14 protein-coding genes are annotated in these 14,964 nt (G+C 35.0%); 9 read left to right on the top strand and 5 right to left on the bottom strand.

Going from position 1 to position 14,964, the window contains the following annotated elements; genetic code table 11:
- Window positions 1-125: 125 nt before the first annotated feature.
- The 3 genes from FLP_RS03875 to FLP_RS03865 all read left to right on the top strand — a co-directional run bounded on the left by FLP_RS03875 (window position 126) and on the right by FLP_RS03865 (window position 2,987).
- Window positions 126-716 (top strand): TetR/AcrR family transcriptional regulator, encoded by a 591-nt coding sequence (locus FLP_RS03875; RefSeq protein ID WP_065448218.1) that lies wholly within the window; start codon window positions 126-128, stop codon window positions 714-716.
- A gap of 156 nt (window positions 717-872) precedes the next feature.
- The gene (locus tag FLP_RS03870) at window positions 873-2,018 is read left to right on the top strand and encodes an FAD-dependent oxidoreductase (protein ID WP_065448217.1); all 1,146 of its coding nucleotides are present in this window, start codon (window positions 873-875) and stop codon (window positions 2,016-2,018) included.
- A 147-nt stretch (window positions 2,019-2,165) separates the two neighbouring features.
- On the top strand, window positions 2,166-2,987 hold the full coding sequence (locus FLP_RS03865) for a hypothetical protein (RefSeq protein WP_065448216.1): 822 nt from the start codon (window positions 2,166-2,168) through the stop codon (window positions 2,985-2,987).
- A gap of 63 nt (window positions 2,988-3,050) precedes the next feature.
- Here the strand turns inward: FLP_RS03865 and guaB are convergent, their stop codons facing one another.
- The 4 genes from guaB to FLP_RS03845 all read right to left on the bottom strand — a co-directional run bounded on the left by guaB (window position 3,051) and on the right by FLP_RS03845 (window position 7,783).
- Window positions 3,051-4,523 carry an IMP dehydrogenase gene (gene guaB, locus FLP_RS03860; RefSeq protein WP_065448215.1) on the bottom strand — a complete coding sequence of 491 codons (1,473 nt, stop codon included), beginning with the start codon at window positions 4,521-4,523 and terminating at the stop codon, window positions 3,051-3,053.
- A gap of 371 nt (window positions 4,524-4,894) precedes the next feature.
- Window positions 4,895-6,295, bottom strand: coding sequence for a DUF5723 family protein (locus tag FLP_RS03855; RefSeq protein WP_065448214.1), 1,401 nt, complete (start codon window positions 6,293-6,295; stop codon window positions 4,895-4,897).
- Window positions 6,292-6,843 carry a hypothetical protein gene (locus FLP_RS03850; protein ID WP_065448213.1) on the bottom strand — a complete coding sequence of 184 codons (552 nt, stop codon included), beginning with the start codon at window positions 6,841-6,843 and terminating at the stop codon, window positions 6,292-6,294. Before FLP_RS03850 ends, FLP_RS03855 begins: the two co-directional genes overlap by 4 nt.
- A 73-nt stretch (window positions 6,844-6,916) precedes the next feature.
- Window positions 6,917-7,783 carry a hydroxymethylglutaryl-CoA lyase gene (locus tag FLP_RS03845; RefSeq protein WP_065448212.1) on the bottom strand — a complete coding sequence of 289 codons (867 nt, stop codon included), beginning with the start codon at window positions 7,781-7,783 and terminating at the stop codon, window positions 6,917-6,919.
- Between the two features lie 295 nt (window positions 7,784-8,078).
- Between FLP_RS03845 and FLP_RS03840 the strand changes: the two genes are divergently transcribed.
- Window positions 8,079-8,693 carry a SatD family protein gene (locus FLP_RS03840; protein ID WP_065448211.1) on the top strand — a complete coding sequence of 205 codons (615 nt, stop codon included), beginning with the start codon at window positions 8,079-8,081 and terminating at the stop codon, window positions 8,691-8,693.
- Window positions 8,690-9,406, top strand: a complete 717-nt coding sequence (locus FLP_RS03835; protein ID WP_065448210.1) for a DUF3307 domain-containing protein — start codon at window positions 8,690-8,692, stop codon at window positions 9,404-9,406. Before FLP_RS03840 ends, FLP_RS03835 begins: the two co-directional genes overlap by 4 nt.
- Here FLP_RS03835 and FLP_RS03830 read toward each other — a convergent pair.
- Window positions 9,392-10,426 carry a quinone-dependent dihydroorotate dehydrogenase gene (locus FLP_RS03830; RefSeq protein WP_065448209.1) on the bottom strand — a complete coding sequence of 345 codons (1,035 nt, stop codon included), beginning with the start codon at window positions 10,424-10,426 and terminating at the stop codon, window positions 9,392-9,394. The genes FLP_RS03835 and FLP_RS03830 overlap by 15 nt on opposite strands.
- 633 nt (window positions 10,427-11,059) lie before the next feature.
- Here FLP_RS03830 and FLP_RS03825 point away from each other — a divergent pair.
- From FLP_RS03825 to FLP_RS03810, 4 genes are all read left to right on the top strand, one after another.
- Window positions 11,060-11,248 carry a hypothetical protein gene (locus tag FLP_RS03825; RefSeq protein ID WP_065448208.1) on the top strand — a complete coding sequence of 63 codons (189 nt, stop codon included), beginning with the start codon at window positions 11,060-11,062 and terminating at the stop codon, window positions 11,246-11,248.
- A 115-nt stretch (window positions 11,249-11,363) separates the two neighbouring features.
- Window positions 11,364-12,545, top strand: a complete 1,182-nt coding sequence (locus FLP_RS03820) for an OprO/OprP family phosphate-selective porin (RefSeq protein WP_317044541.1) — start codon at window positions 11,364-11,366, stop codon at window positions 12,543-12,545.
- 82 nt (window positions 12,546-12,627) lie between these two features.
- Window positions 12,628-13,566 (top strand): DUF6515 family protein, encoded by a 939-nt coding sequence (locus tag FLP_RS03815; RefSeq protein ID WP_065448206.1) that lies wholly within the window; start codon window positions 12,628-12,630, stop codon window positions 13,564-13,566.
- An 83-nt stretch (window positions 13,567-13,649) separates the two neighbouring features.
- Entirely contained in the window at window positions 13,650-14,780 is a 1,131-nt protein-coding gene (locus FLP_RS03810; RefSeq protein ID WP_065448205.1) for a formylglycine-generating enzyme family protein, read from the top strand.
- The last annotated feature ends 184 nt before the right edge of the window (window positions 14,781-14,964 follow it).

Genomic DNA, 14,964 nt, shown 5'->3' with positions numbered 1-14,964 from the left:
CTACCAAGCCTTTGGACCTCTGTCCCTTTGGACCTCTGTCCCTTTGATCCTTTGAAACTTTTTCACCTTAAATAAGCGAACGTTCATTTATTATTAATATCTTTGTACCATAATGAATTAAAATTATGAGAACCAGAGATACAAATAAAGAAGAAATTGTCAAGCAAAAAGCCATCGAAATGCTGGTTTCACAAGGTGTTGAAGGTTTTGGAATGAATCGACTAGCGAAAGAATGTGGAGTTTCTGTGGCAACACTTTATATTTATTATTCGGATAAGGAAGATCTTATCAGAAAAATTGGAATTGAAATTGGTAAAAATTTCTTTGAAGAAATGTTAGTCGGATTTTCACCTGAAATGTCTTTTTTTGATGGTTTACGTCAACAATGGGACAACCGTTCTAAGTTTGCTATTAACTTTTCTTTGCAGACTACTTGTCTTGAACTCCTAAAACATTCTACTTATGGCGACGCAATTTTAGCAGAAATAACAACAGACTTTAAAGAACAAATGACAAAATTTATCACAAAAGCTATTGAAAAAAAAGAGCTTCTTCCTATCACATTTGAAGTTTTCTGGAGTATTGCTTATGGATCGCTTTATTCACTATTAGAACTTCACAGAGAAGGTAAATCAATGTCAGGGAAAGCTTTTGTATTTACTGAGGAAATTAGGAATGAAGCTTTTAATTTGGTTATTAAAGCTTTGACTCCGTGATTAAAAAATCAATTTCAATATCAATTTCAATTGCAATGTCAAAAATCAATTTCAATTTCAAAAATTAATATCAATTGCAATGTTAATCTCAATAACAGTATCAAATTCAAACCAAAAAAATTCAATTAATACAATATCAATTAAATAAAAAATCAAATGAATACTTCACTTATAAAAAACAAAAAAATTGCCATAATTGGCGGCGGACCTGTTGGATTGACAACAGCGAGAATTTTACAAATTAATGGTGCTGATGTAACGGTTTACGAAAGAGATCTAAATGCTCAGGCGAGAACTTCGGGCGGAACTCTTGACATCCACTCAGATTCAGGTCAAAAAGCGATCATAAAAGCAGACTTGATGGAGGAGTTTTATCGCTACGCAAGACCAACTGGAGAAAAAATGGCGGATATGAATGGAAATATTACTTCGGAAGAAATGCCTACTGAAGAGAATGCTTATTCAAGACCGGAAATCGACAGAAATGATTTGAGAAAAATCATGCTGGAAAATCTACAGGAAAATACCGTAATTTGGGACAGTCAGCTAACGGAAATTCAAAAAATTGACGAACAATATCATTTAGAATTTAAAAACGGTACTAAAATAACTGCTGATTTTGTTATTGTGGCGAATGGCGGAAGATCGAATGCCCGAAAATTTGTTACGGATAAAGAGCCTCAACTTTCCGGAACTTATATTATTCAGGGAGAAATTGAAAATCCGGATCGCGATTATCCTGAATTCAAACCTAAATACGGTGACGGAAATGTAATGGCAATGGGAGAGAAAAAAATGTTTTATACCCACACTTTACGCGATGGTTCTATACATTTTGGAGTTTCTTTTAAAGCAGATGAAAATTGGGTTTTAAATAACGGAATTGACTTTGAAGACAATGCTTCCGTAATTGCTTTTCTGAATAAAAAATTCGAGAACTGGAATGAAGATTATAAAAAGTTCTTTAACGCTTCTACGGATTTTTGGGGATTGCCATTACGTTTGTTCTCCTTAGAAGAATCCTGGAAAAAACATTCAAATATTACACTTGTTGGTGATGCGGCACACTTGATGCCACCATTTGCCGGAGAAGGTGTAAATATGGGGTTAATGGACGCTTATCAGTTAACAGAGAATTTAACTAACGGAGAATTCTCATCTCTTCAGGATGCAATTGATGACTATGAGCAAAAAATGTTTAGTTATGCTCTCGAAGCGCAACGCACCACCTATCAAATGGAGGAATTATTACATTCTGATGTTACGACTGAGAAAATATTGAATAGCCGCGGTGGTGTTTAATGTTTTAAAACTCATTAATTTTATAATTTTTAAAGAAATAAAAAAGAAAGATCTTACATTAAATAACACTCAAAGTTTATAAAAGATATTTAATTTTTCTATTTTCGTTCTCAGAAGCAAGAAAAAAAATGCTTCTGTATTTCTGATATGAAAAATATATACTTAATAATTTTTGCGTTCATTCCATTTCTATTTTTTGGACAATCTGTAGATTTTAAAATTAAATATACACCACAGACAAAATACCTACAAAAAGTAAAGCAAAGCATTGAAAACACACTTCAATATACTGCTTCAGACGATATATTAGAAAAATTAAAAGAAAAAGGGGTTCAAAACCCCACTGTTACAACAAATATAAATACTATTGAATCCGTTTTTAAATCAGGAAAATTGCAGAGTGACGGCACTTTTCCTATTTCTCTAGAATTTTTAAATTCTATAGATTCTGAAAATAAGACTATTATTCCGAATGGAACTTTAATTTATGGAAGAGGAACAGTTTCGAAAATGCCGACATTAGATTCGATTGTTGCAAAAGATCTTGACGAAACTTTCAAGAAAAATCTTTTAGAAACGGTACAAAGTACTTTTTCTCAACTCGATTTACCAGCAAAAACAATAAAAGTTGGTGAATCATTTTCTCAGGAAACACCTTTCAACATTCCTATTGCAGGTATATCCTTAGAAATGGTTTTAACCACAACTTACAAATTAGTAAACATCGTAAATAAAACTGCTAATTTTGATATTTCTGTTCTATACACTATGAAAATTTCTGTTGAAAAATATAATATACAGGGATCTGGTACGGGAACAGGAAAGATGAATTATGATATGGTAAATCATTTTCCAACAAAATACGATTTAGATACTGAAATGGTATTTGACATGAAACAAGAAACATTTAGTCTTCAAGCAAAAACAAAAAGTGGATTTTATCAAACGGTTCAAATTTTAAAAAATTAAAACAAAAAAAAAGGCATAAGAATCAAACTCTTATGCCTTTTGTTTTATAATGAAAACTAAAAATTATCTTGAATAATTTGGAGCTTCTTTAGTAATAGTAACGTTATGTGGATGACTTTCTGTAATTCCGCTTGACGTGATTCTAACAAAACGTCCAGTTTCCTGCAACGTAGGAATATCTTTTGAACCACAGTATCCCATTCCCGCACGAAGACCTCCAACAAACTGAAGCATACTTTCGTTTAATTCTCCTTTGTAAGGAACGCGACCAACAATTCCTTCGGGAACTAGTTTTTTAACATCGTCTTCAACATCCTGAAAGTAACGGTCTTTCGAACCCGTTTGCATCGCTTCAACAGAACCCATTCCGCGGTACGATTTGAACTTTCTTCCTTCGAAGATAATGGTTTCTCCAGGAGATTCTTTTGTTCCTGCTAATAAAGATCCTAACATTACACAGTCGGCACCGGCAGCGATTGCTTTCGGGATATCACCTGTATAACGAATTCCACCATCTGCAATAACCGGAACTCCAGTTCCTTTGATAGCTGCAGCTACTTCAAGAACTGCTGAAAATTGAGGAAAACCAACACCTGCAACGATACGGGTTGTACAGATAGAACCAGGTCCAATTCCTACTTTTACACCGTCTGCTCCGTTTGCTACTAAATACTTAGCCGCTTCTGGAGTTGCAATGTTCCCTACAATTACGTCGATATTTGGGAATTTTGATTTTATTTCTTTCAATGTATTTACAACACCTTCAGTATGTCCGTGAGCGGTATCAATAATAATAGCGTCTACTCCGGCAGCAACTAAAGCTTCTGCTCTTTGCACTGCGTCACCGGTAACACCAATGGCAGCAGCAACTCTTAAACGACCAAAAACATCTTTGTTAGCGATTGGTTTTTGAGTCAGTTTTGTAATATCTCTAAAAGTAATTAAACCAACTAGTTCATAGTTAGCGTTTACTACTGGTAATTTTTCAATTTTATGTCCTTGTAAAACTACTTCGGCTTGTTCTAGTGAAGTTCCTTCGGCTACAGTAACTAAGTTGGTACTGGTCATTACCTCAGCGATTGGTCTTGCTCCGTTTTTTTCGAAACGTAAATCACGGTTGGTAACGATTCCTTTAAGGATTTTGTTTTCGTCAACGATTGGGATTCCGCCAATTCCGTATTCCTTCATGGCATTTTTTGCATCTGCAATGGTCGAATTGGTAGGTAAAGTTACCGGATCGATAATCATTCCTGACTCAGCACGTTTTACTCTTCTAACCTTCGCAGCTTGTTGCTCGATTGTCATGTTTTTATGCAAAACACCTATTCCGCCTTCTTGCGCCATAGCAATTGCCATAGAACTCTCGGTAACGGTATCCATAGCAGCTGATACTATTGGAACGTTTAGTGTAATATTTCGTGAAAATTTTGATTTGATACTCACTTCGCGAGGAAGCACATTCGAGTAGTTAGGTACTAATAATACATCGTCGTAAGTTAAACCTTCGCCGATAATCTTGGAGTTGTGTGCTATCATGTTGCAATTTCTAGTTGAATTGCGTGCAAATATAGTGAATAAATTGGAAACTTGATTACTAACTTATTCATAAATTTAACTTTACACGAAAGGTCTTACAAATACGAGAGTCTTAGCCCTGATGGAAATGGAAAGCCACGAGGAGCAAAATAACATTTTTTTCTGGTCTTAAAAAGCGACCAGCGGAAGCTCTTTTAAGGCCTTGAAAAAAAGTTATTTTGCCCGAGTGCTTGTAATGAACAGCAGGAATAGCTTCTTATTTTAATTTTAAATACGATTAGTAATAAGAGCAATTATATCGTCCAAGGCTCCCGCAGTCTCGGGACGCTCGAACTGACAATAGGATTAAATTGATTTATAGGATCAAAAAATTAATCCTCAGAGTTTTGGAAAACAAAATTGAAACCGAACTGAAATGCAATGCTATTGGCCTTCGAGACATCTTTATATTCCAAAACATTATCGACGAGAAGATACATATTGAGTTTTCCCAATGTTCCCGAAATTCCTAAACCAATGTTTTTGTTGGAATAAGGATCGAAGGTATATGTGGCTTTGACATCTAGTTTCTCGAAAATATTGCGTTTATAAAAAGCGGTTAGCGCTACAAAAGGTTCGACTGGCATTGACATGATAAACAATTGCCCCCCTACAGCGTTCGCATAATTTGTGGTTGTTTTTCCTTTGCAATTACAATCTTCATTAGAGCGTGATTCGCCAAATGAATATTGAATTGATGAGTAAAATTTGGTCGGACGCCAAGTGGTGTACTTATTATAAAGCGTATCACGTGGTATTGCTTTATCAAATTCATCAAAAATATCTTTGGGTTTGTTTGCAGGATCAAAACTAGGGTTTGCCCCTTTATAATTGTAAGTTCCCTTATAACTTAATGTTTCGATATCTTTAGTGTGATTTATAAAACCAAGATCGACAACACTTGCGGTGAACTGAAGGTTCTCTTTAAAATAATAGGTCATTCCGGCATCGATACCAAAGCCCAAACTTCCGTTAAAGAAGGTATTATGAGCAATATCTTCCGGAATATTTCCTTCGTATTCATCTTTTGTAAAAGTAGCAATACCAGAGGTTTTAAGTTCTAAATGTGAAGCTATTACCTGTTCGTAAATATTTGGTGTTCCCACACTTTGCCCTGTATAAATAAATCCGGAATTTTTAGTTGAAGTTGCATTTGCTCCACTTGAATACAATTTTGCACGACCTCCTAAAACCAGTTTCTCACTTAGCTTTTTGTGAAATCCTACATGAAATACAGAAAGCACTTCGGCCCTTACATTTAAGTCGGCCAGATTGAATGATTTGCCAATATAGTCGCGATTTCCGTCTATAGCCAATATCGCAAGATCTTTAGGCACATACATTAAGAAATCAAATTCCTGATAGGCTCCAAATGAAATATAGGACTGACTATCTCTTCCTCCTACTCTAAATCCTCCTGAAAATAATTCGAGTTGCTGGTTGACATGGGTTTTATCTTTACTGGAAGAATTATTGATTACATTTCGAACTTTGTCATTAAAATCAACTCCGTTATTAGCGAATAAATCATAAGCCGAAAAACTACTGGAACCCAAATTGGCCGAAACGCCGGACAAAACCGGAATACCAAAGTAAAATTTATACGAAACATCGGCTCCTGGATTTACGAGTGATGCCTGCGGAATAGAGGTAAAATTATACAACACTTCTTTGTTTTGAGCAAAACCTGAAAGTTGAAAAATGACGATTAAAATCAGATAAATTTTTCTCATTCGACTTTCATATAAACGGTTGCGCCTGATCTGAATTTAAGATTACCTATACTATTTTGATCTAATGGAGGTCCGGGCGCCATTGTCACGAGGAAACCCAATTTAGCAGTTCTTTTTAAGAGTTCTAATCTCTGACCTTCAAATACTTCAGTTGGAAATTTAATAACATTTGAGGTTCCTGAAAATGCCGGAACATTATAGGAATTCGTTTCAAGCACCTGATTACTGGCATCGAGAAGGATGAGATCAATTCTAAACGCTCTAATTATGGTATTTTCAATTTCAAAATTAAGTTCTGTTTTTACCAGATGATCTGTAAAATATTCATCTTTAAAAGCACCAAATGCAGTTACATCAGGATACAACGCTAAACTTCCATCGTTTATAAGCTGAGTGGCAGGAACATCAAAATAAGCCAGATTTGTGACAAAAACAGGTTCTAGTTTTAAATCTTTGGCCTGGTCAAAATCTAAATCGCTTGAGCATGATAAAAACAAGCATGATAAAAATAATATCCTCGAGATTCTCTTTATAAATGTTGCTTTCATGTGTAGGTTATATTTCTAAATAACACAGAATGTTATTACTTATTATCTGCTATAAGTAAATATACTAAATTTCTTAATGAAATTTGCCAAATAATTTAGAAGCTTCGTTATAAGCACTTTCAAAACTTAAAGAATTTAAACCCGTATTTTTTTTATTAGATGTAAAATAAGAGATCAGTTTTTCTGTAGGCATATTTCCTGTTAGTTTATCTGTAGCCATGGGGCATCCGCCAAAACCCTGAATCGCGCCGTCAAAACGGGTACAGCCTGCTTTTGATGCTGCATCGATTTTTTCGAACCAAGTAGTTGGAGTGGTATGCAAATGTGCCCCAAATTCTATTTCAGGATATTTTGGAATCAGGTTCGAAAAAAGATAGGTAATTACTTCTGGTGTAGAACTTCCAACAGTATCTGAAAGTGATAAAATTTTCACACCCATTCCGGCTAGCTTTTCTGTCCATTCACCAACGATTTCAATATTCCAAGGATCTCCGTACGGATTTCCAAAACCCATTGAAAGATAGGTTACTACTTCTTTATTTTTTTTATCGGCGATTTCAAGAATTTCTTCTAATGTTACTAAAGATTCAGCAATGGTTTTATGGGTATTTCGCATCTGAAAGTTTTCAGAAATCGAAAAAGGAAATCCTAAGTATTGAATAGGTTCATGTTCTGCCGCCGATGCCGCTCCTTGCGTATTGGCAATTATAGCCAGCAATTTGCTTGTCGTTTGCGATAAATCAAGTTGTGCTAAAACCTCGGCCGTGTCCTGCATTTGCGGAATCGCTTTTGGCGACACAAAACTCCCAAAGTCAATTGTATCAAAGCCTACACGAAGTAGAGCTTGTATATAAGAAACCTTGTTTTTAGTAGGTATAAAAGTTTTGATACCTTGCATAGCATCACGCGGACATTCGATAATCTTGATTTCTTTATTCAAAGCTTATTCTTTAGTGAAGGCTAAGTTAGTTTCTTTTTTAAAGAAATAAAAAAAACTGTCGGTGTTATTTTTTTACCATAATAAGTTACATAAGTTCATTTAGCTGTGACACATGAATCCTTGAAATAAAATCATATAGGCTTAAATTATCATATAGTACTCTTTAAAATTGTAATAATGTTTAGTATTACTTTAAAAAGCGATATTTACATTTATTACATAAATATGTAATAAATTATTTTATTACATATATTTGTAATATTAAAATTTATTTATTTTTAATTATATTTGAATTATGACAAGCGTAATTACTGGAGATATTATCGGTTCAAGGCAACAAAACTCTAAACATTGGGTAGAGGATTTGAAAACAATCCTGTCCCGGTTTGGAGCAACACCAAGCCAATGGGAAGTTTACCGGGGTGACGAGTTCCAGATCGAGATCAAAAATCCCGAAGAAGCATTGTTTTCTGCTATTTTAATCAAAGCGCATTTAAAGGCTATAAAATTAGATGCCAGAATGAGTATCGGTTTTGGAGATAAAACGCATAATGCCGAAAAAATATCCGAAAGTAATGGTAGCGCCTTTATACATTCGGGAGAACTTTTTGAAACTTTAAAAAAACAAAAAGTAACTTTAGCCATGCGCACAGGTGATATGGTTTTTGATGAAAAGATAAACCTCATGATTCAGCTGGCTTTGACCTTTATGGACCACTGGCTTGCACAGCAAGCTGAATTTGTAGCCGCCGCAATAGAAAATCCCACGTTGTTGCAAGAAGAGCTAGGCCAAAAATTAGGTATTAATCAGGCTGCAGTAAGCAGAAGGCAAAAGCGCGCTCAGTTTGATTTGGTATTACAATTAGATCGTTATTTTAGAATACAGATAAAACAACTTACAACGCCATGATTTTATTTATAAAACTACTTTTAGCACATTTATTAGGCGATTTTATATGGCAGCCCAACTCATGGGTAGCCGATAAAGAAGCTAAAAAACATAAAAGTATTTACTTATATCTTCATGTTCTTTTACACTGCATACTTGCTGCAATTTTGGTTGGGGAAATTCGATTCCTACCTTATGCGATTTTAATTGCTGTCACTCACGGAATTATTGATCTGACCAAACTTAATTTCCAAAAAAAGAAAACAAAACGCAGCTGGTTTGTTTTAGACCAAATTGCTCATATTTTAGTTTTACTTGCCGTTGTACTTCTTTATAAAGGCGAAACAATTAATTTTCTCTGGTTTAATAATCAGTTTTGGATACTTATTACGGGAGTTTTATTTATTACAAAACCAACTTCAATTATCATTAAAACGATTATTTCGATCTGGAATCCGGAAAGCGAAAATAGCCAGCATGACAATTCACTCGCCAAAGCAGGAAACTACATTGGTATATTAGAGCGTTTATTTGTATTCTGTTTTATCTTAACCGGACATTTTGAAGCCATTGGATTTTTATTGGCCGCAAAGTCTATTTTTAGATTTGGTGATTTAAAAGAAGCCAAAGACAGAAAACTTACCGAATATGTTTTAATTGGTACTTTGATTAGTTTTGGAGCCGCTATTCTTACCGGATTAATTGTTCAGTCGTTGCTTTTACAATTGCTCTAAAACCTTTTTATTGATCGCTTTTACCAAAGCCGGGCCTTCGTAAATAAATCCAGTGTACAATTGTACCAGACTTGCTCCTGCGTTTAGTTTCTCGATGGCATCATCTGCAGAATGTATTCCTCCTACCCCGATAATTGGAAACGCTTTATTACTTTTTTCAGATAAAAAACGAATTACTTCGGTAGAACGTTTCGCTAATGGTTTTCCGGATAAACCTCCCATTTCAGTTTGATTTTCAGATTGCAAACCTTCTCTTGAAATCGTAGTATTGATAGCAATTACACCCGCAATTTGAGTAGTTTTTACAATATCAATAATATCTAATAATTGTTCGTCTGTAAGATCCGGAGCAATTTTTAAAAGTATTGGTTTTATTTTTTGAGTACTTGTTTTTTGCTTTTCTACATTTCTGTTTTGCAGCGTTTGTAACAAAGCCGTTAACGGTTCTTTATCTTGTAAAGCTCTTAAATTTGGAGTGTTTGGAGAACTTACATTCACAACAAAATAGTCTACATGATCAAACAGTGCATCAAAACAAATGATATAATCGTCTACGGCATTTTCGTTTGGAGTAACTTTATTTTTTCCGATGTTTCCTCCTATCAAAACTCCTGAATTCTTTTTTAAACGTTCTACGGCTTCTAGAACACCTCCGTTATTAAAACCCATTCGGTTAATAATCGCCTGATCTGCTTTCAATCTAAACAAACGTTTTTTAGGATTTCCTTCCTGACCAACCGGTGTTACAGTTCCTATTTCTATAAATCCAAATCCAAAATCAGAAAACTCTTTGTATAGCTTGGCATCTTTGTCGAATCCTGCTGCAAGACCTACCGGATTTTTGAATTTAATTCCGAAAACTTCACGTTCTAAACGAGTATCTTTTACTTCATATATTGATTTTATAATTGATGAAACTCCTGGGATTTTTGAAATAAATTTAACAAATGAAAAAGTAAAATAATGTACTTCTTCCGGATCAAACCAAAAAAGTATCGGGCGAATTATCAATTTATACATAAGAGTGTTGTGTGTGTGTTTTTCGATTGCAAATTTAATTATAATACTTGAATGTGAATATGATTTATATCAATCTGTTTGCATTCTTTCATTTTTCAGGAATTAAATTTGAAAGAAAAGCGCTAATTATTTTTTACACGAAAAATAAAATCATTAACAGAATTTTACTAACTTCGTACTACAAGCCTTTATTACAAATAGTTACAAATATAAAATTCATGTTTTGCTCAAATTATTAGTACAATGTGAATCCTTTACTTTCAATTTTATTTTTTTTTATAAATGCTCTTTTTTATAAATAAGTAGTTCTTTTTATTTAAATATAATACTTACAAAAAATTTAGTATTCATTCTTGTGCTGTTTTGCTATGAAATAAGCTATGCGCAGGAAAGCGAAATTACAGCACCTTTTACGCCACATCATCAATTGGAATACCAATAAATCATGTTCATATTTTTGAAGGAAGAGATGACGAAGGAAACAGGGTTGCTTATACTTATTATATAAGCAAAAAATGGGCTATTGGTTTACATACTGATTTTATAATCGAAAAATTTAAAGTCGAAAAAAATCTCGAAAGCGGCGAAGACAAATAAACTGTAGAAAGAAGTTATCCTATTGCTGCTGCACTTATGGGAGTTTATAAACTCAACGAACACCGGAGTTTTTTATTAGGAATATGGAGCGAATTTGACAAAGAAGAAGATTATCCCTTAACTCGTGCCGGAACAGAATACGGTTATGAAATCCTAAAAGGTTGGGAATTTTTGGAACTTTTAGCTATGATATTAAATGGAATTTTTATGATAGCTGGGGAATAGAATCAGGAATTGCAAAGAATTCTAGACGAACTAACTAATATAAATCAGTATCAAATTGTGTAACCAAATCATGCTTATGTATCATCCAGATAAAATAATATATCTCCAAAAAAAATTGCTCTTAATCCTATTATTTTTTCTAAGCATTTCTGTTCAGGCACAGTTCGAAAAAGACACAAGCAAGATTATTACTTTTAGATATGGAGATAAAGGAATTGAATTACGTACCAAAGACAATAAATTTCTTTTTCAGTTACAAAGCCGTTTACAGTTTCGATTTTCAACTCCTAACGATCAGGATCCGCTTACTTATGATGATTATAGCCAGGACAAACAAACGACTTTCAAAATTAATCGTGCCAGATTAAAAGTTGGCGGCCACGCATTTGAACCCTGGTTACAATATTATTGGGAGTATGAATTGAGCCAGTCTAATTTACTGGATTTTAGAATCATGATCGAAAAATGGAAATGGATGAGTTTTAAGGTCGGTCAGTGGAAAGTTGAATATACGCGCGAACGCTTTATAAGTAGTGGTGAGCAACAAACTGTAGATCGTTCCTTCATCAACAGGGAATTTACTGTAGACAGACAAATGGGAGTTGAAGTTTACGGGCATTTAAAAGGTCGTGGTATTGCTGATTTTAATTATTGGGCTGCGGCGCTAACAGGAACAGGGCGTGGAAATACTGCTAATGACGACAATAATTTAATGTATTTTGGCAGGGCTCAATGGAATTTTTTAGGAAGATTTCTTGATTTTGAAGGAAGCGATCTGGAATTTCATGAAAAGCCAACTCCAATTATTGCCTTTTCAGGACTAACAAATCGGAGTCCGTATACACGATTTTCGCAATCAGGCGGAGGCTCTTTGGATGGTTACGAAAACGGACTTCCCGGTGAGTATCGTGTGAATCAGTGGAATGTTGAAACTGCCTTTATGTATCGTGGTTTTTCCTGGCAAAGCGAATGGCACACCAAAAAAATCATCGATAAACTAAATGATGATGACACAACAACTCTAAAAGGGTATTATGTGCAGGCAGGATATTTTTTTCATAATGCTTTTAAATGGTGGCCACAACACCTGGAAATGGCTGCAAGACATGCTGCCTTCAGACCTGATAACACCATAAGACAGAACTTGCAAGATGAAACAACAATTGCTTTCAACTGGTTTTTTAAAGGACACAAAAACAAACTTACATCTGAGTTTAGTTATTTTAGTTTTCAGGATAAAAGTCTGCCTCTTGAACAAGGATGGCGTTTCAGAATTCAATGGGATATTTCATTATAAATTATATCACATAAAATTTCGTCTCTATTTTCGTATAGCAATTATTATTTTTAATAACTTTAACTAATCTAAAACGCTGAAAATGAAAAACATAAAAAAATCACTTCGAAATACAGCAACTATATGCTTACTGGGATCATTTTTTTTGATTTCAATTGATAGTATTGCGCAACGTCATGGCGGGGGTGGTGCACACAGAGGCGGAACAGCAGCTCAGGCTAGACCTGCAAATCAGCCGAGGCCAACCGTAAAAAGACCTGCTAATACCACAAGACCAGGAGCAAACAATTCTGGAACCAAAATCACAAGACCTACTAACTCAAATTCTAAAATTGGAGGTAATAATGCCACTAATAGAGGCAATAACGTTACTAATAATAGAAATAGAAACACCAATATTAGCGGTAATACCGTCAACAGAAACAGAAATAATGTAAACATCAATGTCAACAACAGTGTTCATGTTCGCAACAATCGTAACACAGTAGTAAGACCCGGTGTCAGACCTTATGTCCGTCCGCCGTATGTATATGGCGGTTATCGATATCGTGCTTACCATCCTTATTATTTTCATCCTTATACTCCCTTTTATTGGGGTCCAGTTTGGCACCCTTGGGGATTTTTTGTAGCTACTTTGGCTGTTACAGCAATTGTGGTAAGTGTTGAAAGCACTCAATATCACTATGATCAGGGTGTTTGGTACACTCCAACTAGCGGAGGCTATACAGCCGTTCCAGCCCCTGTAGGAGGAACGGTTAATAATATACCCAGCGGTGCTGAAACAGTCAATACCGGAACCGTCAATAATTATTACTATGGAGGAACGTATTATGAAAAAGAGGGCAGCAATTATAAAGTTGTCCCACCAACAGCAGGAACAGTTGTAGACAACTTACCTGAAGGTGGTGAAGAAGTTACAATTGGAGAGGTAAAATATGTCAAATTTGGAGAAACCTATTACCAACCCGTTCAGGTTGATGGTAAAAACAAATATGAAGTTGTAGATGTTGAAAAAGAATAATTAATTCTATAGGATAACTATAATTAAAAGTTATTTTTTAACTTTATCCTCTATTATACTGATCACTACAAAATCAAACCAGAATGAAAAACAAAACTTATTGGATTTTAGCAATTCTCACAATTTCTATCATTTCGATTGCTTATGGCTACAATAAAATTCTTGTTCCAAAACAAAAATCAGCTGCGATGGATTGTGCCGAAACCCCTGTTTCGGATGCATCTTTGTTTAAACCTACAATCGAGAATAAGAACAAACCACCTCTAAATAAAGCACCTAAAGGAATGGTTTGGATTCCAGGCGGAGAATTTTCTATGGGAAGCAATGTCGAAGACGAAAGTTTATGCAGTATAAAAGGGGTTACAAAAGATGCAGCACCTATACATCAGGTTTATGTAGATGGTTTTTATATGGATCAAACCGAAGTGACCAACGACCAATTTGAAGCTTTTGTAAAAGCTACAGGTTATGTAACACTAGCCGAAATAAAACCAACTCATGAAGAATATCCTGATGCACCACTGGAAAATTTAGTAGCCGGATCAGCAGTTTTTACTCCTACTCCTGCTACAGTAGATTTAAACAATTATATGCAATGGTGGAGCTACGCTAAGGGAGCAGACTGGAGGCATCCTGAAGGAGCCGGAAGCTCTATCAAAGGAAGAGGCAACTATCCTGTTGTTCAAATTTCATATGATGATGCGGCAGCATACGCCAAATGGGCAGGCAAAAGATTACCTACTGAAGCCGAATGGGAATTTGCAGCTCGCGGTGGAAAATCAGGACAATTGTACGCTTGGGGAAATACTTTAAAACCAAAAGGAAAATTTCAAGCCAATATCTATCAAGGCCATTTCCCAATAGAAAAAGGCGATACGGGTGAAGATGGCTATATTGGCATCGCTCCAACTGCTCAATTTGAACCAAATTCGTATGGACTTTACGATATTGGAGGAAATGTATGGGAATGGACAAACGATTGGTATACCGCAGATTATTATGATATTTTAAAACAAAGTGGTAAAGTGGCTAAAAATCCGCAAGGCCCCGAATCATCTTACGATCCGGGAGAACCTAATTTACCTAAAAAAGTACAACGAGGAGGATCATTTTTATGTACAGACCAATATTGTACCCGTTATATGGTAGGCACCAGAGGAAAAGGCGACTATAAATCACCGGCAAATCATATTGGTTTTAGATGTGTACAATAATTTTTTTTTGTCCCGACCCGACCGAAGGGAACAGGCGAAGCAATTTCACGAATCTTCACGAATTAATTTAAATATAAAATCCGATTTCATGAATTGTAATTCGTGAAATCGGATTTTATATTTTTGCATGAAGAGATACCCATTAGCAAAAATTCGTGAATTCGTTGCTAACTTTTTCCAATCC

The sequence above is a fragment of the Flavobacterium piscis genome, from assembly GCF_001686925.1.
GTDB classification, from domain to species: domain Bacteria; phylum Bacteroidota; class Bacteroidia; order Flavobacteriales; family Flavobacteriaceae; genus Flavobacterium; species Flavobacterium piscis.
This window is presented reverse-complemented; position numbering and strand designations above follow the sequence as displayed.